This is a genomic window from Candidatus Obscuribacterales bacterium (assembly GCA_019744775.1).
In the GTDB taxonomy this organism is placed as follows: domain Bacteria; phylum Cyanobacteriota; class Vampirovibrionia; order Obscuribacterales; family Obscuribacteraceae; genus SBAT01.
Genome location: JAIETZ010000009.1, coordinates 1 through 22,511 on the forward strand (window position 1 = coordinate 1; position 22,511 = coordinate 22,511).

The window sequence follows — 22,511 nt, forward strand, 5'->3', positions numbered from 1 at the left end:
CGAGGAATAGCCCGATTTTCATTCAACGTCAAGCCCCTATTTGACTTGACGTTATTTATTACCGTACAAGATGACAAAATGGAGGGGCCCGAAATGACAAAGCTAAATTAGTTCCCCCAACAACTTCTCAACCTGCGCTCGCGTCTCTTCGACCGAGCCCGAGTTATCGATCAGGTGATGTGCTTTACTCGCTTTAGCTTCTTGTGAAAGTTGATTAGCCAGCCGCGCGTCTATTTCCGCGTCGGTAAAACCGTTCCGCAGCTTCAATCGCTCACGCAACTTCTGCGCATCGACATGCACAGACCAAATTTGGTCGTACTCACCTTCGAGATTTGCTTCGAATAAAAGTGGCACGAGATACGCCACAAGCGGCGCAGTGGATTCATCAGCAATCTTGCGACAAGCAATTATCGCATCCGGATGCAATATCGCCTCAAGATCCGCTTTCGCTTTCTTGTCACTAAAGACGAGTTTGCCTAATTCAACGCGATCAACCGTCCCGAACCGCGCAACAACTTTCTCTCTCACGCTCTCTGAATTCGCCAAAAGATCATGAACGATCGCATCCGTATCGACAACAGTAATTCCCTTGCTTTGAAGAATTGCGCCGATCGTGGATTTACCGGAGCCAATAGTGCCCGTAATCCCCAGCAGTTTTGACACTAAAATGTGCCCCCGTTGGACATTGATGATCCGGTGGCTAACAACAAGTCATCTAAAATACCGGCAAGCGCCTGCTTGTCGCCGCGCTCAACATTCGCTTCGACAACCGACCGATTTCCCGGTACCGCTCTAACATTGAATGAAATAGTCGCCGAATTTAATTGTGCTACAAGTCGGCCGGCAATACTGTCCATAAAGAGCACCATCAAGCCCTTCTTTGGGCATGTCGACAACAACGCAAAAAAAGTGTCGTCTTTGCTGCTTAGATAAACGCGCTTAGCGTCAACATTCATGCTGGGAATAAAGCGCTGTTGTATAGGTGGCGCAAAGGGCGGCATGGAAAATGTGCTTGAAACAAAACTGTTTTTCTTCACAACACCCGCACGCCATGCAAGCGGTGGTTTTGGAATACCAGTCCCTCGTGGTGGAAGCATTTGTTCCTGTTGCATTGTGGGCAACAACGAACGATCCGGCACAGGGGGAGGCATAACAGAGGTCCCGGTGGTTTCTGTGGTTTCAGCCGGCAAAGTCGCCGGCAATTCCTGCGCGGAAACACCAGTAAATGCGCAGCTACTGAGAGTTAATCCCAGAAGAATTCGGCAGGTATTGGCAACAATTTCGGATTTCACGATTGGAAGATTAGCAGGAGTTACTAAATTGTACGGGAAAGCTTTAGAAACATATTGTTGTAAGTAGAAGATAATTTTGCCAAGAGAACTAAAATATAGCTCTGTGCTTAGTGCAGCCTGCCAAGTATTGGCAATCGAGGTAAGATCGTTATGGCTAAGAAAATCTATTTTGCGCTTCCTCTCACGCTAGTTTTAGCGACAGTGGTCAATTGTGGTTGCCTGGAAGCCGCCACTCAGTACAAAAGAGTTACGAGACGAGCTTACAGTCACAGACCGCGAATTGCGATGCAAGTTCCAGAGACGCCGGCGAATTTGATTTCCGTCGGTGAGAAGTTCGCTCAACTGGGCGATTGGACAAACGCTCAGGCACAATTTGAGAAGGCAATTACAGCCAATGTCAACAATCCAGTTGGTCATTACAATTTGGGTGTTGCCGCAGCTCACTTGGGCAATTATGAAAAAGCAATCAACGCTTTGAACACCGCAATCATGCTGAAGCAAGATTATGTTGACGCTTACGTTGAACTCGCATGGGTTTTGAACAAGCAAGACAAATTAGATGACGCTTTGGCAGCAGCACAAAAGGCAATTGCGATTAACCCGGAAAGTTCCACAGCCAAAACAAATTTGGCAGCAATTGTAGAAAGAAAATCCGCTCTTGAAGCAAAAGCAAAACCGGAAGTTGCCACAACTGAGAATTTGCGAATTACAAGTTGCGCAACAGCTAAACCAAGCGCTCAGGAGCAAGCGAATCTCGATAAAGCTCTTAGCGATGCACAAGAAAAGGTAAATGTCGACGATAAAAATGTTGAGGCGAGACTGGCTCTCGCTTTGACCTATTACAAGCGCGGCAATTTGATGAAGGCAAAAGAAGAAACTGAGAAAGCAATCAAGCTTGCACCAAACAACAGCACGGCTCACGGCAATCTTGGTGTCATCTTAGGCAGCCTTGGTGATTACGCCGGACAAATCCGCGAAGAGAAAAAAGCAATTACGCTAAACGGTGCTGATGCAATTGCTTACGTCAATCTTGGTTGGGCACAAGCGCGTACCGGCAACTGGATGGATTCGTATCGTGCCTACAAGCATGCCGAAACCCTGGATACAACTTGCCTGGAAGCCAAAGTTGGTCAAGGAATTGCTTTAGCTAAGCGCGGCCGCCAAAACGAAGCAGTGGCACTACTCAAGCAATTATGTGATGAGTCACCAAAGTCTCCATTGCCTTACATCGCAATGGGCACCGTTAGACTCGACAGAGGCAATTTGGACGAAGCAATTAAGCTCTTCAAGCAAGCCTTGGAGCTTGAGCCTTCCAACATGGAAGCAAGCGAGCGTCTGGCCGCTCTTGAGCTTGGTAAAGGTGATTGGTCATCGGCTGCTGCTCGCTACAAGGAACTAGTTTCCAGATCTGCCGGCAACGCTGAGTGCCAAATTGGCTTGGGTCTTTCCCTTTCCAAAAACGGTGACTTCAAAGGCGCCGAAGAAGCCTTCTCCGAAGCCGTAAAATTGGCTCCGGCAAACGCCTCCGCCCACGCCGGCTTGGGACTCTCCCTAGCTGCCCGCGGCAACAAGGAAGAGGCTATCAAGGAAGTTAATAAAGCTCTTGAATTAAACCCGAAAGAAGACTTAGCGGTCTTGCTTTTGAACAACCTGAACAAGCCAAAGGCTGTTGCGGGAGTACAATAAGAGACGACAGCAAGAAGCGAAGCAAGCGTTGCGACATAGCAATGCGCGGCGGAGCGAAGACGGGTTGCTGGATAGCAAGCGAAGGTGGAGGCGTGAGCCGGAACCGGAGCGTTAAATAGGGAACATTAGTTGACCAGTATCGTCGGTAGGTCCGTAAGCTGGTTGGGGTAGCAACTAATGAAGAAACTAGCTTTTACGTTTGCGATCATGGCCCTTTTGGGCGCGAATCCGGTATTGGCCGAAACCGCCTTTGAACAAGGCGTTCGCAGTTATCATGCCGGGCGGTATAAGCATGCCGTTGTTTTTCTAAGCCAAGCAGTTAGCCTCGATCCGACAAATTCGCTCGGGCACTACTATTTAGCTAATACGCTGACCAGGCTTAACCAAGCACAAGAAGCTTTAATCGAGTACCAAATTTGTAAGCGGTTGGACCCTACAGGACCAGTTGCCGGCTATTGCAAACAAGCGGTACAGGCAATTGCGGCGCAAGACAAACAGGTGCAGCACTTGGCTGACGCCTCAGAGGATATATCTGATAGTGGTACCACGAGGACAGAAAGCAACACTTCACGCTTAAGCAAACACCCTGATATAAATAGGGCAATGTTTGTAATTCGACGTGAAGTCGAATACGAAAAAGACAAACACAAATTGCAGGCCGAAGCCGGCAAAAAAGCAGCAATCGCATCAGCCGAACATGCTGCGCGCCAAATTAAAGAGCAGGCAGAGGCGGATATTGAACGGGCCGCCAATGAATCTTGGACAGCGGTGCCCACAGTGATACGTAATATGCTAACGAGCAACTACATCTACAATCCGGAACTTGCACGCTTACGAGCTGACGAAATTAGAAGGAATGCCGAAGAAGCGGAAAAGAAAGCACGCAGGTTTGGCGAAATGAAGGCGGCAGAATATACCAAATTGTCAGCGGACAAACAAAAAGTTTTGGACGAAGTGGCTGTTAATCTCAGAAGCCAAATGGAACAGCCGGCCGGACCAAGTGGTGTCAAGTTGCAGCCGGTCGGAACAGATTTATATGTTCGTTACTATGGCAATTACGGAAAATCAGGCACTGCCAACGGTGCCCGCCCGCAGGGAATAAACAGCCGTCTGGAACTTCGTGGACAGCGCGCCACCGGCAAATTCGTGAACGATGAGCAGGGCGGTACGGCAAATTCTCGAATTATTAAGATGGTTCGTGGAAAAGTTTTGCATTAATTTTGCATTGACACCGCTTCGAAAAACCCGCTATGATTTTTTTAGTCTCGGTCTAGGGCAATGCATAAAAGTTTTGTCCTACAAATATCGAGAAAACGGGGTTCCAACTCGAGACGATGACGTATACCTATGAACCTTGTTCGTCGGATACAAAAGGAGTAGGAAACGGTTAAGCGTTAAGGCGGTCCCCCACCTGGGAAATCCTGGGTCAAAACTCGACAGCTGGTCCTCGGCTGAGACCAATTTTTGAAATAAACCAAATATGCAATTCGAAGCTACCACTTTTTTGATTGACACGGAGGCTAGCAAGGCTCTGGGTCGCGAGCTGGGAAAGGCTATCGAGGAACGAGCTGTCATTGCCTTGTTGGGCGAACTGGGTGCCGGCAAGACAACCCTCGTTCAAGGCTTAGGAGAAGGCTTGGACGTCACCGAGACTATAAATAGCCCTACTTTCACGATGCTAAATGAATATCATTCGGGCAGACTACCGCTCTATCATTTAGATCTTTATCGCTTTTCCGAAGATCCCGAGTTAACCTTTGGGCAAACCGGACTTGAATTATTCCTAGCCGAATTGAATGAAATTCAGCAAACTAAAGGCATCGTAGTTTTGGAATGGGCCAACTATCTGAAACAGTATCTTCCCGATGATCACTTGGTCGTTAAGCTAAATTACACGGAAGATCGTCTTGGCAGGATTGCCACACTGTTCGCCAACGGCGCCAACTCCGGCAAAATTCTAGAAAGACTTCCTGACAAAGTTATTTCTTCCTAATAATTGTTATAGTTTAGTCGGGGTAATAATCAATATATGTAGAGAGGGTTCGCTGGTTGTTTAGACGACCATGCTATACTCTCGCTTCGTTCGAATACTTGACATACATTATAAGGAAGCAACAAGTTCCAATGGCAAAATCACTAGTAATTGTTGAGTCGCCAGCCAAAGCGAAAACAATAAGTAAGATCCTCGGCAAAGATTTTCAGGTCAAGGCATCAATCGGTCACGTTCGCGATCTACCGCGCAATAAGCTGGGAGTGAACGTTCGTAAGAATTTTGAACCGGAGTACGAAGTTCTCCGCGAAAAAGAACCAATCGTAAAAGAATTAAAAGAAGCAGCGAAGGAAGCAGATAAAGTTTACCTGGCACCAGACCCTGACCGTGAAGGTGAAGCCATTGCCTGGCACTTGTCTGAGTTGTTGAACTTGCCGAAGAGCAAATTGCATCGTATTGAGTTCAACGAAATTACAAAAGAAGCTGTTTTAAAAGCGATCAAGTCTCCTCGCCAAATCGATAAGCGTCTAGTTGATGCTCAACAAGCGCGTCGCGTTTTGGATAGATTGGTCGGCTACAAGATAAGCCCACTTCTCTGGCGCAAGGTCAATGGACGTTCGGCTGGTCGCGTACAAAGCGTTGCCGTTCGTTTGATCTGTGAGCGTGAAGCAGAAATTGATGCGTTCGATCCACAAGAATATTGGTCTATTAAAGGTGAATTTTCGCGTGCTCGTTCTAAGCAAGCATTCACGGCTGCTTTGTCCAAGTGGCAAGGTAAGCGTGTTATTGCTGCAACTGATAAGCAAACAGCCACCTCGATGATTATTTCAACCGAGAAAAAGGCAAAAGAAATCCTCAAGGCTACAGAAGGCAAGGATTTCAAAGTCTCTTCAGTTACGGACAAGGAAAGTCAGCGTCAAACACCGCCGCCTTTCATTACATCAACACTGCAGCGTGAAGCAGCAACTCAACTTGGTTATCCGGTAAAGAAAACCATGCAAGTTGCCCAATCACTATATGAAGGTGTCGAGCTTGGCTCGCAAGGACCAGTGGGTCTTATCACCTACATGCGTACCGACTCGACACGTATTGCCAGTGAGGCACAAGATGAAGCGCGTGCTTACATCAAGGCCACCTACGGCAAGCAGTACATTCCGGACAAACCGAAACAATATACGCGTAAAGCTAACAACGTGCAGGATGCCCACGAAGCAATTCGTCCAACTGCAGCTTCCCATACACCGGAGTCTCTCAAGGGACATTTAAACAACGACCAGTTCAAGTTGTACAAGCTGATTTGGGAACGCTTTTTAGCCAGCCAAATGACGCCTGCTGAATTGGTTACAACATCTGTTGAGATAGAAGCTGGTGATGCTGTATTCCGCGCTTCGGACACCAAAGTCAAATTCGCCGGTTTCACACTCGTCTATAACAGAATGGCTAGTGACAGCGATGACGAGGAAGAAGAAAAGACAAGCTTGCCCGAATTGAAAAAAGGCGAAGCGGTCAATTTGAAGAAGCTTGATCCCAAGCAGCACTTCACTCAACCGCCACCACGCTATTCAGAAGCCAGCTTGGTTAAGACGCTTGAAGAACTCGGTATCGGCCGACCATCAACATACGCAGCAACAGTTGCCACAATTGTTGATCGTAAATATGTTGAGCGTTTGCAAAAGCAATTGTCTCCTACCAAATTAGGTCAGGCCGTCAATTTGCTTCTCGTTGAGCACTTCGGCGATATCGTTGATGTTCGCTTTACGGCCGACATGGAAGCCAAACTCGACCAAATAGAAGAAGACAAAGTCGAATGGCACGGCATGCTGAAAGACTTCTACACGCCTTTCGGTGCAACTCTGAAGAAGGCACAAGAGAACATGGACAAAGTCCTTATTCTCTCTGACCACAAGTGTCCAACATGCGGTCAAGCCATGGCAGTGCGTTCATCACGATTTGGTCAGTTCTTGGGCTGCGTCGGTTATCCGGAATGCAAAACCAAAATTGCCTTGACCAAGGATGGACAGCCGGTTCCAGAAGATCGTCCTTCTGAAGAGAAGTGCACGACCTGTAAAGGACCGATGCTTATTCGCTATGGTAGATACGGTGATTATCTTGCTTGCGCAGCAGAAGACTGCAAAGAACAACGTCCGATTCTCAAATACACAGGCGTTGCCTGCCCTCGCGAGGGTTGTGGCGGCCAGATAATTGAGAAGAAGTCGTGGCGCGGCAAAATGTTCTACGGATGCAGCCATTATTCTGCCAAGAAATGCGAAACAGCATTTTGGTACCCGCCTGTTATTTCCGGCGGACCAAAAGGCGACAACAAGTGTCCTAAGTGTGCCCATTTGCTCATCTACAAGACACTTAAGCGCGGCGACCAGATTGCTTGCTCCGTCAAGGAATGCGGTTTTGCTGAACAAGCCACCGGTCTGGAAAAGCACGCGTAAAGCTGTTCGTAACTTGCCTCCCATCGTGCCCTGCCTCCGTAGGGGCGCATTGCATGCGCCCGCCTGCGGATTCTACGAAACCCCACTGGCGCTGCGTATAAGCCCCATTGAGGGCTGATATTAAATTGGTTATTCTCTCGCCATGATAGTTGAAATGCTCATGGTTGCTGCGTTATTTGGCTCTGGTCCCCAGACTGGGTCTTCGATTGACTGCGAGATAGCCTCTCCTGTCGCTAAGCCGGGTAAGCATTTTGATGTTTTGTCGGAAAGTAAGAAGGACCGTTTTATCCCAACTCTTAGCGAAGGCAGACCGGCTCTTGACGATAACCTGACTGTCTACAAAGGACAGTCACAGGCCGCCGTAAATTACTGTCACGCAGTCAATGCCAGTGTGCTCCTTATCAAAGAAGGTCCGGATATGGCAGCTGCTGCTTCCGGGCAAGTATCCTGCTGGGGGAGAAATATCTGGGAGAGCGCCGGACCGTCTGCCGCCACTGGATTTTTTGTAGACAAGAATGGACTAATCGCTACCAACAGTCATTTCGTTAGAGACAAAAAGAAAATCTTTGCTCGTGTTGCCGACGGTACACTTTATCCAACCGAAACAATTTACGCTGATGCGCAAAACGATATTGCAATTTTGCGAGTACAAAAGAAAGCTGATAGCGAAAAATTTTTCGCGCTGAAATTAGGTTCTTCGGAAAATTTGCAACCAGGTGATGAATTGAACATTGTCGGTCATCCGTTGGCGAGAATCGATTTGTTTATTTCACCTGGAAAAGTAGCAACACTTGATGGAGAAACATCAAGACAAATTGCATCCATAAGGCCTGATGTAGTTCAGAACAAATTTTTGAAACTCACCAACCACATTGAATTAGGAAATTCCGGATCGCCTGTTCTTGACAAAAATTCCAAAGTTGTTGCAATTTGTTTTGCTCGTTATTGTCGCTCGAAAGGTGCCGTTCCAATTTTGACGCTTGCCACCAGAGCAGAACTTATTCAAAACGCTTTAGACGAAGCCAAAAAGAGTAGATGACAAGCGGGGGTTGATGGTTACAACTTTGTTGCAAAAGATTCTCAATAACACCATTGCCTGTATTATCTACACATCGAGAGACGGAATACTTATCAAGTGGTATTAGGCACGTGGCCTGACTCATTCCACCTTCTCTTGGATTCTTTGATCTAGAACAGGAAACTATTGATGAAACCCCCAACAGCCAGAAGGCTTCAGCCGGTGCGTCGCAAGCACGCTGAAACGCATCGAGGACTGTTTCTTGTTGACAATAAGCCGGAAAGTCCATTGCCATCCGCAGTAGCGGCTGCTTCGATCGGTGTTATTGGTTCAGGAAACACCGGACTGGCTCTCGCTTGTTATTTGTCCAATCAGCAACATTCGGTCTCCATTTTGACCAGAGACCAACAGAAAGTCGAAGCCCTTAGTAAGTTCAAGCACATTGGTGCGGAAGGCCGCCTGGAAGGCTCTTTTCCAATCCAAGGAATTACAGCTGATCCGCAAGAATTTTGTGCGACGTCTGAAATCATTTTTGTAGCAACTGTTGCCACTGCCTACAGGCAAGTCGTAGCCAAGCTCATTCCTCATTTGCGCCCTGGGCATCAGATCGTTCTTTTCTCGAGTAAATTCGGCGGCAGTCTTGAAGTCTCGAAGATGATTGCCGATGCCGGCGTAAAAGGTGTTTCTGTTTTAGAAACAGACGCGCTGTTTGCTTGTCGCGCACAAGCCGATGATTATGTAGCCATCAAAGGCATCAAGCAATGGACACTCTTCTCTGCCCCGAAAAAATCAGAGACCACCCGCTTGGAAAACCTCATCAATCAGTTCTTCCCTGACTTGGAAGCGGCGCAGAATGTAATTCAGAGGGGAATCACCGACTTCGGGGCCGTCGCGCACCCTGTGACGATGCTGGTCAATATGAATCCCATTGATCGCAAAGAGCCGTTTCTCTTTTACGTTGATGGATTTACTGAAAAGACAGTTTTATTGCTGGAACAGATGGAAAGAGATTTCCGTTCGGTTGCAGAAGCGTATGACACAACTCTCATACCGATGCATGAACTTCTCAAGCGTTATTACGGTTGCGAAGATTGCTGCTTGTACAACGCAATTCGCACTGTGCCTGCTTATCAATCAATTACTGCGCCGAGCACGCTTGACCACCGCTATATCAGCGAAGACGTTGCCTGTACGTTAGTACCGCTTCAGCAATTGGCGCAGAAAGCCGGAGTGAAGACTCCTATGATAGACTCAGTGGTTAACATCGCAACCATACTTTCAGGTGATGATTTGAGCCAGTCTGGCCGCACTCTTGAAAAACTTGGTTGGGCTGGTAAATCGCACAAGGATATAATCAGGCTCATCAATGAGTAATCAGGGTTTTATCGTTACTGCCTGGGTGTCACTTGTACTTTTGGCAGCATCGATTGAACCAATTATCGTAAAACTAGGCTACAGTGCGTCTTGCACTCCTTTTCAGTTGCTGGCCATCAAGAACATAGTGGCGGCAATTGTTGTTTTGCCTGTAACTCGCGTATGGCGATGGGTGGGGCTGAAAGGAATTAGCAAAATTGCCGGAGTCTCGACTCTACTTTTGTTGAATAACTTGTTTGTTCTTTTAGGACTGCAATCATTGCCTGCTGTAATGGTAGTCACATTGTTGGCATCGACACCGGCATTGGTGGCATTCATTAATCAGTGGCTCGGTCGCGACAAACTCGATTTCAAATTCTGGGTTGGGTTTGTTCTGTGCTTAACAGGCGTTGCGTTCACGGTTGAAGTTAATTCGATTGGGTTTGCTACAGCAGGTATTGGCTATATCGCTCTGGCAATTCTTTGCTCTGCGCTATATCGCGTGCGGATGGAAGATGTGACGGCGAAGTACAGCCCCTTGGTTGTATCCAACTACATTTTCTTGATTAATGCTTGTGTTACGGCTGTTTTCCTTTTGCCACTGATAGGCAATTTGCCGCAGACGGCATGGCCTATCGGTATGTGGATGGGCTTAGCCGGCGCAATTGCTAACGTAGCATTTTTGATGGCACTCTTTCTTGTAGGCTCTACACGCATTTCAATCATCACTATGTTGCAGCCACCAGTTGTTATTGTTGCGGCGTCGATGATTTTGAAAGAGCCGTTGACCATTATGCAAATTGCCGGCATTGCTATGGTGATGCTCGGTATTTATATGGCTCACGTAAGACGCATCAAAAAGGAAGCTGTTCCTAGTCAAACTATCGAGGCTTTACCAGAAGCCGCCTTGGTTGGTCGCGATTAGTTACGACTCAGCAGCGTGTTGTTTGGCTAACTGTTTCTTGAAAGACAGGTCCAAAAGCTTGTCGTAGATAGAGCCTTTCGAAATGCGCTCGCCGACTATGAATGCAACAATACAGGAAATCATAAGCGGTGAGACTAGATTCAAATCGTTGCTCATTTCAAAGACAATAACAATTGCCGTAATGGGCACACGCACAACAGCAGAGAAAAATGCGCCCATGCCTGCAAGTGCGTAAGTTGTAGCGGCTCCGTAACCCAAAGTTGATTGTTCAACAAGACCGACCAAATAGCCTAATGCAGCTCCAAGCACCAGGCTTGGTGCGAATAGTCCGCCTGGTGCGCCTGAGCCATAGGCAAGTATAGTCAAAATAAATTGAGCGGCAAAAGCAACTGCAGCCATCTGCCAGTCAGCTTGTCCCGAAATAAGCATTTCTCTCAGCCCGGCATTATCGCGAAAGAATGGCGGCAGGTAATAGATGATTAGGCCAGTCATTAGCCCCGCTAATCCGACACGATAAGTTAGGCGAAGAGGAAGGTGATTGTTGAAGGCGAGACATTGAAGAACAGCACTGTTAAACAAACTTCCCAAAATGCCCGCAAGTATTCCCAGCAAAACATAATATGGAATTTCCCATCCGGAAAACGATGTTCGCAAAGTCTCTTCTAGAAGATTCAAGTTGAGTGTCTGTGCGTTTGCTGAACGTGAAACTATAGCTCCGATGAAGCAAGCGATAGTTGCTGTTCCTAAAGTCACAGAAGAAATGTCTTTCAATAACTCTTCGATGATGAATAAAACTCCAGCCAAAGGTGCGCCGAAAGCGGCAGCAAGTCCTGCTCCGGCTCCTGCGGCAATCAAATGCTTCTTGTGTTCCGGTGCACCCGGTAACATTTTATTGAGTTCAACAGCCAGTGATGCGCCGACTTGAACCGTTGGTCCTTCTCGTCCTAGCGCTAAACCTGAGCCAATGGCGATTATGCCACTTACTAACTTGGTGGCGGCTACTCGAAACCCAAGAGGTACATTTATTCCTTTAACAAGAGCTTTTACCTGAGGAATGCCGCTGCCGGAAGCTTCCGGTGCAAAGTGCTCAACCATAAATCCGGCGATAAGACCGCCCAACAAACCAAATCCAGGAAGAATGTAATAGGCCGGCAACGCGAATGAGTAATTGACTCTAATTGTTCCGAGCCAATCAATACCCCATTTCACAACACCGGCGGCAAGTCCTGCTGCTAGCCCAATTATGCAAGCTTGAAAGATGGCTAGATGTTCCTTTTCTTTGAAAAGGGATAACACTTTTTTACCAATACTGTGTGACGTTGACTTCACGAACCCTCTCTTGTGTCTTTGCTGCTGAATTTCCAATAGGCGAAATTGCCGATGAGGATAATTATGCCGGCGGCAATGAATGACAGAACGCGATAGATAAACTCAGCTTTAGCCATATCAAAGAAGAGGAGTTTGAATAAGAGTGCACCAAAAACAGCCAATCCAAATACACGATATATCTTGTCGGTAAATTTGAATCCTAAAGCTAAGAGTGCCAGCCCTTCCAGTCCCCAGCACAGTGATACGAATTGCTTGTCTATGTGAATTGCCAGGAATGTGGTGAACAATGCAACGGCACCACCTGTGTAATAAGCGTGCAATTTCGATGCTCGTCGCACGGACTTGTAGACATAACTTGCCACAAAAAATGACATGATCGTTAAAAGAGAAATCCACCAGCTGTTGCGATCACAAGTACCAATCTCGGCAAAAAATGCCCAGAGGTACAGCAGCGCTGCAATGATGCGCAAGAATTTGCTGTTAAGCCATGCACCGAGTAAAAGATAAGCTAATCCCTGATATGCCCAGGCAATCGCCAGTAGGGATTTTACGTTTGCATCCAAAGGCATTCCCCAAGCAATTGCTGAAGCAATGGCAAAGTAGACGTAGTGGGTGTATTTGTGTTCTATCCGTCCTTGATACGAATAGAACAAAGGCATTTTGTAATAACAGCCGGCTATTGTCAGACAAAGCGCGATGAAATAACCAATGAATTGAGTCCATGGGATATTCCAGGGACCAAGCACCAGACTTGTCTGGTTGTCCAAATCAACGGAAAGAAATCGCAATAAGATAGCGACGGACAAAATCATGGCAAACCAGCGGAAGCTGCGGAAATTGTTTTTCAGACCGATAGCTACTACGATAGGAATTTCAGCAGCCCAAACAATGCTTGCCCATTCGCCGCTTAGTTTCATTGTTAGAGCAGCGGTTATCAGGGCAAGAGCTGAGAGCATATGCACTCGGCTTGTCGTCAAAAGATTTCTGGATCTTGAAAGAGACGCCCATCCGGTAAGAAGCAGTCCGGAGAAGAACAAGTACAAATAACGCAAGTCGGCATACTTTGTCTCCATGTTTTCCATTGACCAGTTGGTAAAGGATGCATTGTTGATAAGGATGCCACCGACTAGGTGCTTGCGACTGCTTGTTTTTTCCTCAGAAAGAGTGAGAGCAAGCGCATTGAACACTAGCCAGTAAATTGCCAGGACTACCGCACGAGCAAAGAATCCCTCTTGTTCAGAAAGGCTTACTTGGAAGCTGTCGGCCAGTCTAAAGATGTAGATACCGTAGGCTGCAGCTACGCCGTAGAAGTAGAGTCGGCTCCAGCCTGTTTTAGCGACGAGCCAGGACAGTGCACCAAGTAAGAGAGTCAGGCTGAGCGCGGTGAAAGCATCGGCTGTACTTGTTGCAACCGTAATAAAGCCGAGAATAATCGCCAGGAGTCCGAGATTTTCCGATTGGCATTTCAATGAATGGGCAACAATTGCTGCTGAGACTATAGAAAGTAGAGTCAAATCAACAATTGGATTATTGAGGATTCTGACCGAATCAAAGTAATACATTGCATACGTCGTGAAATACGTAAGCGCCCAGCCGCCACCCATAAGGTTGTTGCCTATCCACTTATTTCCTTTGCCTTCTTTTGTAGACAACCAGTGTCCGCCGGCCAGCATTGCGGCGCCGACTACATAGCCTGTTGCGATCTTGGCAAACGGTCCAAAGAATTGAAAGGAAAAGAGAATGAGGAAGACCACGCCCAAAACAAGTAGACCAATGCCAAGACGGTTAAGCCAATACAGTCCGATCTTGGCTTCCAGGCTTTGTTTCTTTGCAAGAGGTTTAGCCGCAGGCTCCAGAACAGGTTCCGGCGCTTTAGCAACAGCTTCGGTTTTAGTTGCCGGAGGTGCTGCCGGTATATCGGGTGTTAACGATTGTTGCCCAATTCTTTTTTCCAAGTTAGTCAAACGCGTTGCTATTTCTTCAAGAGCACTGCGTAGCTGCTGAATCTCGTTTGAAAGATCGCCGTCCATGCGAATTAAATCTTGCCTTTTGGGGGTTACTCAACCATTTTAGGTCAGAAATGCTATTGGATCTAAATCAATTTTGAAGTATGCTTCACTTGACCTTGTCGAGTAAGGAGAACGCTCTGGCATGTGCGGTGTAATTGGTGTCGCTGGAAACGCCGATGCAGCTAGAGAAGTCTTTATCGGTCTGATGAACCTGCAACATCGCGGGCAGGACGGCGCCGGAATATTAACTGCGGGCGCACCGGGAAATTCCCTTTTCAATTTGCAACATGGCAGCGGGCTCGTCGAAAACGTATTTTCGGAACGCGCCTTTAAGAGTTTGCGCGGCTCGTCAGCAGTTGGGCACACTCGTTATGCAACCATCGGTCGCAAAGACCCCAATCTATTGCAGCCATTCCTGGACTACGAGTCGGGAATAGGCATTGGGCACAACGGCAATATCGTCAATTGTTATGCGCTTGCTGACGAACTAATCAGCAAAGAAGGCATAACACCCATGCGCACAAATTCCGATTCGGAAGTAATTTTGCACTTGCTGGCAAAGTATATGAAGCCGGGCGAGTTTAATTCCGACAATCTTTTTTCTGCGATAAAGACAGTGATGAGTAAATTGGTCGGGAGTTATGCCGTTATTGGTGTTGATCGCGACGGCAACTTGTTTGGCTTCCGCGATCCGCACGGCATTAGACCGCTTGAATTAGGTAAGCGCGTAAATGGTGACGGCAAAGTTACTTACGCTCTTGCCAGTGAAACGGTTGCCTTGAGCTATCTTGGCTATACGGATATTTCTGAAGTGAAGCCGGGTGAAGCAGTTTGGATTAGCAGCAACGGCGAACTCAAGCGACAAGTTATCGAGTCCGCATCATATTCGCCATGTATGTTTGAGTGGGTCTATTTCTCGCGTGTCGAATCAGAGACAGGCGATTTGAGTATTTACCAGGCAAGATTCAAATTAGGAGTCTTGTTGGCTGACCAATTGAAAGACCGTGGTATTAAAGCCGATGTCGTTGTGCCTGTGCCGGAGACAAGCCGAGCGGCGGCAATTGCTATCGCCGAATCAATGGATTTGCCTTTCCGCGAATTGCTGATCAAAAACCGTTATGTCAACAGAACCTTCATTCTGGAAGATCAAGAGTCCCGACAGGAAGCAATTAAGAGAAAACTTTTCCCGATTGCCCAAGAAGTGGCCGGCAAGCGTTGTCTAGTTGTCGATGACAGTATTGTGCGCGGCAACACCGCCAAGCAAATAATTGAATTATTGCGTCAGGCTGGAGCCAAAGAAGTAATACTTGTATCGACTTGTCCGCCGATTGCGCATCCTTGCTATTACGGAATCGACTTCCCCAGCAAAGCCGAGTTAGTCGCATGTGGTCACAGCGACAAGGATGTAGCTGACGAGTTGGGAGCGGACTTGGTCGTCTACCAATCTATGGAAGGGCTCAAAAATGCGCTCAACCAAAGATCTCTTTGTACAGGTTGTTTGACAGGACAATATCCAACCGATATTTCGTTTGGACAGGAGTTTGAAACCAGGCGACTGAATGACCGCAAAAAACTAGCTAATCAGGGAGCAAAACAATAATGCGCATCAATGTGTTGTTTGGCAGCGAATCGGATAAGGGAATCTTCGAGCCGCTGTGTAATGGGCTGCGGGCAATTGGCGGAGTTGACGTATTCTTCGAGGTTTGTTCGGCGCACCGGGACCCTGAACGCCTTCGCGCAATAATCAGCGAAAAGCCTTGCGATCTATATATAACAGGCGCTGGATTAGCGGCGCATTTACCGGGAGTAGTCGCCTCGCAAACAACTACGCCTGTAATCGGCATTCCCTGTAATGACATATTGCTTGGTCATGATGCCTTGCTATCGATTATTCAGATGCCTAAAGGGGTGCCCGCGTTGGCAGTCGGTGTAAGTGCCGTCGATCACGTAGTTGCATTTGTCACTTGGTATGTTCGCAATATCGGCACAGCGCCGACTTTGCGAATCAATGCTCCACAATGGGCAAACAAACAAATCGAGCAATTCAAAATTCCTCTGCAAGCGATTGGATGGCAGTTTATTGACTATCTTGCTGAAAGTAGTTCAGCGCCTAATGTGCTTGATGTTGTTCTTGCAGATTTAGCAACAGCTTCTGTGCAGGTCAACAAAAAATGCGAGACATTTATTGCCTTGCCGGTAATTGAATCAACACCATTTCAAGGAGACCCACGCGGCATATCGACAATTACTGCGCAAGGTGGTGTGTGGGTAGGAATCAACAATATTACGAACTTACAAATTGCCCTATTGGAACTCTTTCCAATTTCTATAAAAGAAAAAGATCTTCTCAAAGAACTCAAGGGAGGCGTGAAACAAAGTGTCCGTTAAATTACAAGACAAAAAATTGATATACGAAGGATCAGTAAAACGCGTTTTCAAAAACGCTGACGGTAACCTGTTGTTTCAATATACAGATGACTATTCTGTTTTTGATTGGGGCAAAATGCCTGACACTATTGCCAACAAGGGACGAGCATTGGCAATTATGGGAGCGCATTTCTTCAACCATTTGGCAGATGCAAAAAATTGGTCTTCCTTGCCGAATAGTCTGCATCTAAAGAGATTCAACCAACCTTGGTTGAAAGAACGCTTCGGGCATAAAGTCTACTCGACACTCTTGAGTAAGCACGGTGTCAGAAGCCACTACAAGGGACTCGTCGACGAGCAGAACAGAGAAATGACACTGAAGGCTGCCGCTGAAGAATTGCCATATTTGTCCGTCGTTGAAGCTTCCGTCATCAGACCGAAACCGGTTGTGCTTGCTAATCAAAACGTATATCACTATGAGCCACTAACTGAATCAGAACCAGCTAAGCCGCGTTTGGTTCCATTGGAAGTGATTTTCCGCTTTGGCATGCCGGCGGGAAGTTCGCTTAAAGGACGCTTGGAAAAGGATCCTTCATACGCAAAAATTCTTGGTCTTGAAGGCGTTCCTGCTGAAAATAGTTGGTTTGATAAACCAGTCATTGAGTTTTTCACAAAGCTGGAAGACAAGGACAGACTACTTACGGCGCAAGAAGCTTTGCTAATTTCCGGTCTGAGTCCAGAGCGCTTTGAAGAATTGGTTGAACTGGCTCGCGATCTGGCTATTGGACTCTATGTCTTATTCGCTGAAAGAGGCATTGAGCTCTGGGATGGCAAATTTGAATTTGCTGTCGACAAAAATGGCTTGTTGCTCGTAGACAGCATTGGTCCGGACGAGTTGCGTCTTATCTACAAAGGCGTTCACCTCTCTAAAGAGATGATCCGTCAGGTCTATCGTGGATCAAGCTGGGAGAAAGCAATTAAAGAAGCGCAAACTATCGCCAAGCAGAAGGGACGCACTGACTGGAAAGAAATTTGCCGCATTGAACTGAAAGAGGAACCTAAGCATTTGCCGGCTCCAGCCAAAGCTATGATTGATCAACTCTATGGAGTCATCGTCAATCAGTTGGTGGGCGAAGAAATTTTTGCCAACCAGCCGACGCTCGATGAATTTGTCGTTATGGTGAATTCATGAAGAAGCCTGTGAAAATTCTGGTCCTGGGCGGAGGGGGGCGTGAAAATGCTCTTTGTTGGAAGCTCGCGCAAAGTCCTGTGTGCGAAGAGATCTATTGCGCACCAGGCAACGGCGGCACGGCAAGTCTCGATAAAGTAAAAAACCTCGATATCGACATCCTCGATTTCAACACGGTAAAGAAGTTCTGCAAAGACGAGCCTATTGATCTTGTCGTGGTGGGACCGGAATTACCTCTGTCTCAAAGCATCGTTGATGTGCTTGAGGCGGACGGCATTCGTGTCTTTGGCCCTAACAGACAAGGTGCTTGCCTCGAGTGGAGCAAAGCTTACGCCAAGGAATTCATGGAAAACGCCGGCATCCCGAATGCAAAGTTTGAGGTCGTCGATTCACTTACTAAGACCGAAGCCGTAATCAAAAACCATTGGGCGAGAGTCATAAAGGTTGATGGTTTGGCAGCCGGCAAAGGCGTTTTTGTTTGTGCTGATGAAAAGGAAGCTCAAGAAGCAGCCGAAAAAATATTCAAACAAAGAGCATTTGGCGATGCAGGCAACAAGGTAGTAATTGAAGAAAAACTATCCGGTGACGAGCTGTCACTTTTAGCTTTGTGTGACGGCACAAACCTTGTGCCGATGCTTGCCAGTCAGGACCACAAGCGTCGTTTTGAAAACGACAGAGGACCAAACACTGGCGGCATGGGTGCATATGCTCCAGTTGAACTCTACAAGCGCCATGAAAAGGCTATTGAGGAACATGTGTTAAACCCAATTCGCAAAGCTCTAAAAGAAGGCAAACTTGTTTTCAAAGGAGTGCTTTTCATTGGTCTTATGATCAGTGACAAGCCGTATGTTTTGGAATTCAATACAAGATTTGGCGATCCGGAAACACAGACGATATTGCCATTGTTGAAATCCGATCTGTTAGAGGCTCTTTGGGCTTGCACTGAAAAGACGCTGGATAAAGTAAAACTAGAATGGTCTAGTAACTCAAGTTGTTGTGTTTGTTTGGTTGCAGACAACTACCCGGAAGGCTCGTCCAAAGGACAGCGAATTGAAATATCGTCGGATATTGAAGATGCTGTTGTGTTTCATGCAGGCACGAAATTAGCTGATGGTAAGTTAGTAACAAACGGTGGACGAGTTTTAAACGTTGTTGGTGTGGCTCCCACAATGTCTGAGGCCATCGCCGCCGCTTACAATGCAATTCCATCGATAAAGTTTACCGGCATGGCTTATCGCCGCGATATTGCCAGGAGGGCGTCAGCTTGTCCATCCGTCTAGCAATACTTGTATCGGGACGCGGCTCCAATATGGAGTCAATTTTGCGCGCGATAAAGGATGGCGAATTGGACGCAAAGGTTGAATTAGTCCTGTCTAACAACTCAGAAGCATTGGCATTGGTTACAGCTCGCAAATATGGCGTCCATGCAATTGCCGTGGACAACAAAGGATTGTCGCGCGAAGAGCATGAGAAAAGAGTGCTTAGCGAATTGGCTAACTACGAAATAGATTTGGTTGTGCTCGCCGGTTACATGCGCATTCTCACGAGCAATTTCCTTCAGCAATTCAAACACAAGGATGGCTACTTCAAAGTGATAAATATTCACCCGTCGCTGTTGCCCGCATTTCCAGGGGCAAATGCGTACGAAGATGCTTTCAAATACGGGGTGCTTGTGTCAGGCATAACGGTTCACTTGGCTGACGAAAAGGTTGATCATGGACCTATTCTGGCTCAAGAGACATTCTCTCGCCTGGAAAATGACACACTAGAGTCGTTCAAGTCCCGCGGACTATCTGTGGAACACAAGCTGTATCCAAGAGTATTGCAGTCTATCGCAAAGAATGGCATTCGTCTTTTGCCCAACGAGGAGTTGATAAAACAGTGATGGAAACTTCGTTGCAGGAAAAGCTAAACGGCAAAACAAGAAATTCAGACGCAGTCGTTTGCGTAGCTGTTATTCCTAAGGGTGGATTTGTAGACAACCACAACTTCCCTCTTTATTGGATTTCTGGCTTTGACGGCAAAGATGCTGGGCTGCTGGAGAATCTAAAAGAAGTTTTGGCTGATGAACTTTTAGAAGATGTTTGGACAGCCAACGTACAAGACAAAAGCAAGTGGCTGGATATCTGGCGTGGAGAAGGTTTTGTCTATTTTGCCGAAAGACAATTTTTGCCGGGCGTCACCGACAACTTAGGCAAAACAGTTGAAGAGGCATTGAAGTTAAAGGGCATTGGAGATATTCGAGTAGCATCAGGTCACGGATTTCTCTTTACCAAAGATGCCGGCAAGGTTGATGCAAATCTATGCCGTTACAAGTTTTTCCACCCACTTACGGACAAGTTTGTGGTGCATGACGTCAGTGGTAAGGAAGCCGATTTCCTTGATTTTCCTGAAGTCAATTTGCCGGAGCCCAAACAAGTTCAAGTTGTTTGTCTTGATGTAAGCGATACGGAATTAATGCGCATTAGCAAAGACGGCATTCTAGCCCTCAATCTTGATGAGATGAAAGCAATTGCCGGACATTTTCAAAATGCCGCAGTTCGCAAGGAAAGAAAAGCTCTAGGAATGCCAGAGTGGCCGACTGATGTTGAATTGGAAGTAATTGCGCAGACCTGGTCCGAACATTGTAAGCATAAGATTTTCGGCGCCAATATTACCTATACGTCTGCGGACAAAGAACCCGTACAAATCAAAAGCTTGTACAAGACTTATATACAAGCGGCAACCAAAAAGCTGGCGGAAGATCATCCATCTATTGGTGAGCGCCTTTTATCAGTTTTTGAAGACAATGCAGGTGTAGTTCGTTTCAACGATAAAACCGCAGTCTGTTTCAAGGTCGAAACACACAACTCCCCGTCGGCACTTGAGCCATATGGTGGAGCGCTCACAGGAATTCTTGGAGTTAACAGGGATATTCTTGGCACCGGACTTGGCGCAAAGCCGATTGCTAATACAGATATCTTCTGTTTTGCGTATCCATCAAAAGAATTGGCCGACAGACCTACGATGTTACCTGCAGAAACAATCATAAAAGGCGTTCGCAAAGGCGTTGAGGATGGTGGCAACAAGAGCGGCATCCCAACAGTAAATGGCGCAGTCTACTTCCACCCTGGGTATCGAGCAAAACCTTTGGTCTTTTGTGGCACGGTCGGCATTATGCCGTTGAACGTAGCCGGCAAAGTCGCTTATGAAAAACATACACAAGTAGGCGATGTAATTGTTATGGCCGGTGGCAGAGTCGGCAAAGACGGCATTCATGGAGCGACGTTCTCATCAGAAGCTCTGCACGAAGATTCACCAGTGTCAGCGGTGCAGATAGGAGATCCGTTTACTCAGAAGCGACTATTGGACTTTGTTTTAGACGCGCGTGATGCCGGGTTAATAACTGGTATAACAGACAATGGCGCAGGCGGACTTTCTTCATCAGTTGGTGAAATGGCTCGTATCACCGGTGGCGCGACAATTGATCTGGATAATGTTCCACTCAAGTATCCAGGGTTGGCTGATTGGGAAATAGTTGTTTCGGAATCACAGGAACGCATGACTATTTCAACTCGTGATTTCGATGCTTTGCGGAAGTTAGCTGATAAGCATCACGTCGAAGTGACGAATATTGGTACGTTCGACAAGAATGGCTATTTTGTAATTAGAAGAAAAGGCAAGCCGGTTGCTTGTTTGAATCTTGAATTTCTCCACGATGGCTGCCCGAAACTAGAGTTGGTAGCCGAGAGAATAACCACAAAAATCAGCGAATCTTTGAGCAAGGAGCCAACAGATTTAACTCCCATTTTGCAGGATTTATTAGCCCACCCAAATGTCAGCAGCAGAGAACAAATAATCAGGCAGTATGACCACGAAGTTCAGGGTGGCAGCGTTGTTAAACCCTTGATGGGTCCTCAGCAGCAAGCGCCTTGTGATGGTGCGGTCATAAAACCGATCTACGGCGATAAATTGGGACTTGTAGTCTCCAATGGACTTTGTCCACAACTGAGCGAAGTCGATGCTCACTTGATGGCCGTATCGGCAGTCGATGAGGCTGTTCGTAATGCCGTCGCTGTTGGCGCAGATCCGGAACAGATTTATATCCTCGATAATTTCTGCTGGCCCGATCCTGTAGTCTCTGAAAAGAACAAAGAAGGCAAAGCTAAACTCGCGCAACTTGTAGATACCTGTGTTGGACTTTACGAGGCGGCAATTGCCTTTCGAGCACCGCTTATTTCCGGCAAGGACAGCATGAAAAACGACTTTGATGATGGCGTTGTACGGTTGTCTATACCGCCGACGTTGCTTGTGTCGGCAATGGCTATTATGCCCGATGCTGAAAAAGCAGTGACCATGCACTTCAAAGAAGCCGGCGATACGATTTACCTATTGGGTTGCGCAGGATTGGGAATTTCCGGCAGTCTCTATGGACGACTACAAGGAATTAAGTCGAGCATCAAAGCAGAATTTAAACCAGAAACGGCCGCTGGTATGTACCGCGTACTTCATAAGCTGATTATGCAGTCGATGATACGCAGTTGCCACGATATATCAGATGGTGGATTAGCTGTCGCAATAGCTGAGTCAATAATCGGCGGTAACTGTGGGGCGACAGTATCTGGATATGCAATTCAGGAAGCGGCATTCTCAGGCTCCAGCAAAGGACAAGAATTGAGCCGTATGGATTTGGCTTTGTTTGCCGAAGGTCCAGGCAGGATGCTTGTTTCAATTGCAAAAGAAAATGAGTCTGCATGGGAAAAACAGTGGCAGAATGTAACTGATGTTTTTTGTATCAAGCTTGGTGAAGTAACATCCACCAAAGAGTTGCGCATTTTGGATTCGAAAATGAATAACATTATGCGCGTGAATGTCGATAAGTTGCAGTCGTCGTGGCAGACGGCTTTGCCCATTGATTAAAAAGGAGGTG

17 protein-coding genes are annotated in these 22,511 nt (G+C 47.0%); 13 read left to right on the forward strand and 4 right to left on the reverse strand.

Features of this window, described 5'->3' with window-relative positions; translation table 11 throughout:
* Positions 1-102: 102 nt before the first annotated feature.
* Positions 103-663 (reverse strand): dephospho-CoA kinase, encoded by a 561-nt coding sequence (gene coaE / locus K2Y22_15295; GenBank protein MBX9879822.1) that lies wholly within the window; start codon positions 661-663, stop codon positions 103-105.
* Complete coding sequence (locus tag K2Y22_15300; GenBank protein MBX9879823.1) at positions 663-1,292, reverse strand: hypothetical protein; 630 nt, start codon at positions 1,290-1,292, stop codon at positions 663-665. The genes coaE and K2Y22_15300 overlap by 1 nt, the downstream gene beginning before the upstream one ends.
* Positions 1,293-1,442: 150 nt before the next feature.
* Here K2Y22_15300 and K2Y22_15305 point away from each other — a divergent pair, with 150 nt between their 5' ends.
* The 7 genes from K2Y22_15305 (at position 1,443) to K2Y22_15335 (ending at position 10,708) form a co-directional block, all read left to right on the forward strand.
* Positions 1,443-2,978: a tetratricopeptide repeat protein gene (locus tag K2Y22_15305; GenBank protein ID MBX9879824.1), complete on the forward strand. Its 1,536-nt coding sequence runs from the start codon at positions 1,443-1,445 to the stop codon at positions 2,976-2,978.
* A 177-nt stretch (positions 2,979-3,155) separates the two neighbouring features.
* The gene (locus K2Y22_15310) at positions 3,156-4,196 is read left to right on the forward strand and encodes a hypothetical protein (protein ID MBX9879825.1); all 1,041 of its coding nucleotides are present in this window, start codon (positions 3,156-3,158) and stop codon (positions 4,194-4,196) included.
* A 286-nt stretch (positions 4,197-4,482) separates the two neighbouring features.
* A complete protein-coding gene (gene tsaE / locus K2Y22_15315) occupies positions 4,483-4,971 on the forward strand; it encodes a tRNA (adenosine(37)-N6)-threonylcarbamoyltransferase complex ATPase subunit type 1 TsaE (GenBank protein ID MBX9879826.1) in 489 nt (162 codons plus the stop codon).
* A 131-nt stretch (positions 4,972-5,102) separates the two neighbouring features.
* Positions 5,103-7,412 carry a type I DNA topoisomerase gene (gene topA, locus K2Y22_15320; GenBank protein ID MBX9879827.1) on the forward strand — a complete coding sequence of 770 codons (2,310 nt, stop codon included), beginning with the start codon at positions 5,103-5,105 and terminating at the stop codon, positions 7,410-7,412.
* Between the two features lie 142 nt (positions 7,413-7,554).
* The gene (locus K2Y22_15325) at positions 7,555-8,451 is read left to right on the forward strand and encodes a serine protease (GenBank protein MBX9879828.1); all 897 of its coding nucleotides are present in this window, start codon (positions 7,555-7,557) and stop codon (positions 8,449-8,451) included.
* A gap of 168 nt (positions 8,452-8,619) precedes the next feature.
* Positions 8,620-9,804 (forward strand): NAD/NADP octopine/nopaline dehydrogenase family protein, encoded by a 1,185-nt coding sequence (locus tag K2Y22_15330; GenBank protein ID MBX9879829.1) that lies wholly within the window; start codon positions 8,620-8,622, stop codon positions 9,802-9,804.
* A complete protein-coding gene (locus K2Y22_15335; GenBank protein MBX9879830.1) occupies positions 9,797-10,708 on the forward strand; it encodes a DMT family transporter in 912 nt (303 codons plus the stop codon). The genes K2Y22_15330 and K2Y22_15335 overlap by 8 nt, the downstream gene beginning before the upstream one ends.
* Here K2Y22_15335 and K2Y22_15340 read toward each other — a convergent pair whose 3' ends face one another.
* Positions 10,709-12,037: a ClC family H(+)/Cl(-) exchange transporter gene (locus K2Y22_15340; GenBank protein ID MBX9879831.1), complete on the reverse strand. Its 1,329-nt coding sequence runs from the start codon at positions 12,035-12,037 to the stop codon at positions 10,709-10,711. It abuts the gene before it with no gap.
* Entirely contained in the window at positions 12,034-14,067 is a 2,034-nt protein-coding gene (locus K2Y22_15345) for a DUF2339 domain-containing protein (protein ID MBX9879832.1), read from the reverse strand. The genes K2Y22_15340 and K2Y22_15345 overlap by 4 nt, the downstream gene beginning before the upstream one ends.
* 121 nt (positions 14,068-14,188) lie before the next feature.
* Between K2Y22_15345 and purF the strand changes: the two genes are divergently transcribed.
* From purF to K2Y22_15375, 6 genes are read left to right on the forward strand one after another with little or no spacing between them, the layout of a single operon-like run.
* On the forward strand, positions 14,189-15,646 hold the full coding sequence (purF, locus tag K2Y22_15350; GenBank protein ID MBX9879833.1) for an amidophosphoribosyltransferase: 1,458 nt from the start codon (positions 14,189-14,191) through the stop codon (positions 15,644-15,646).
* A complete protein-coding gene (locus K2Y22_15355; GenBank protein ID MBX9879834.1) occupies positions 15,646-16,434 on the forward strand; it encodes an AIR carboxylase family protein in 789 nt (262 codons plus the stop codon). Before purF ends, K2Y22_15355 begins: the two co-directional genes overlap by 1 nt.
* On the forward strand, positions 16,424-17,605 hold the full coding sequence (locus tag K2Y22_15360; GenBank protein MBX9879835.1) for a hypothetical protein: 1,182 nt from the start codon (positions 16,424-16,426) through the stop codon (positions 17,603-17,605). The genes K2Y22_15355 and K2Y22_15360 overlap by 11 nt, the downstream gene beginning before the upstream one ends.
* Positions 17,602-18,882, forward strand: a complete 1,281-nt coding sequence (gene purD, locus K2Y22_15365; GenBank protein MBX9879836.1) for a phosphoribosylamine--glycine ligase — start codon at positions 17,602-17,604, stop codon at positions 18,880-18,882. The genes K2Y22_15360 and purD overlap by 4 nt, the downstream gene beginning before the upstream one ends.
* On the forward strand, positions 18,867-19,487 hold the full coding sequence (gene purN, locus K2Y22_15370) for a phosphoribosylglycinamide formyltransferase (GenBank protein MBX9879837.1): 621 nt from the start codon (positions 18,867-18,869) through the stop codon (positions 19,485-19,487). Before purD ends, purN begins: the two co-directional genes overlap by 16 nt.
* Positions 19,487-22,501: a hypothetical protein gene (locus K2Y22_15375; protein ID MBX9879838.1), complete on the forward strand. Its 3,015-nt coding sequence runs from the start codon at positions 19,487-19,489 to the stop codon at positions 22,499-22,501. The genes purN and K2Y22_15375 overlap by 1 nt, the downstream gene beginning before the upstream one ends.
* Positions 22,502-22,511: the final 10 nt, after the last annotated feature.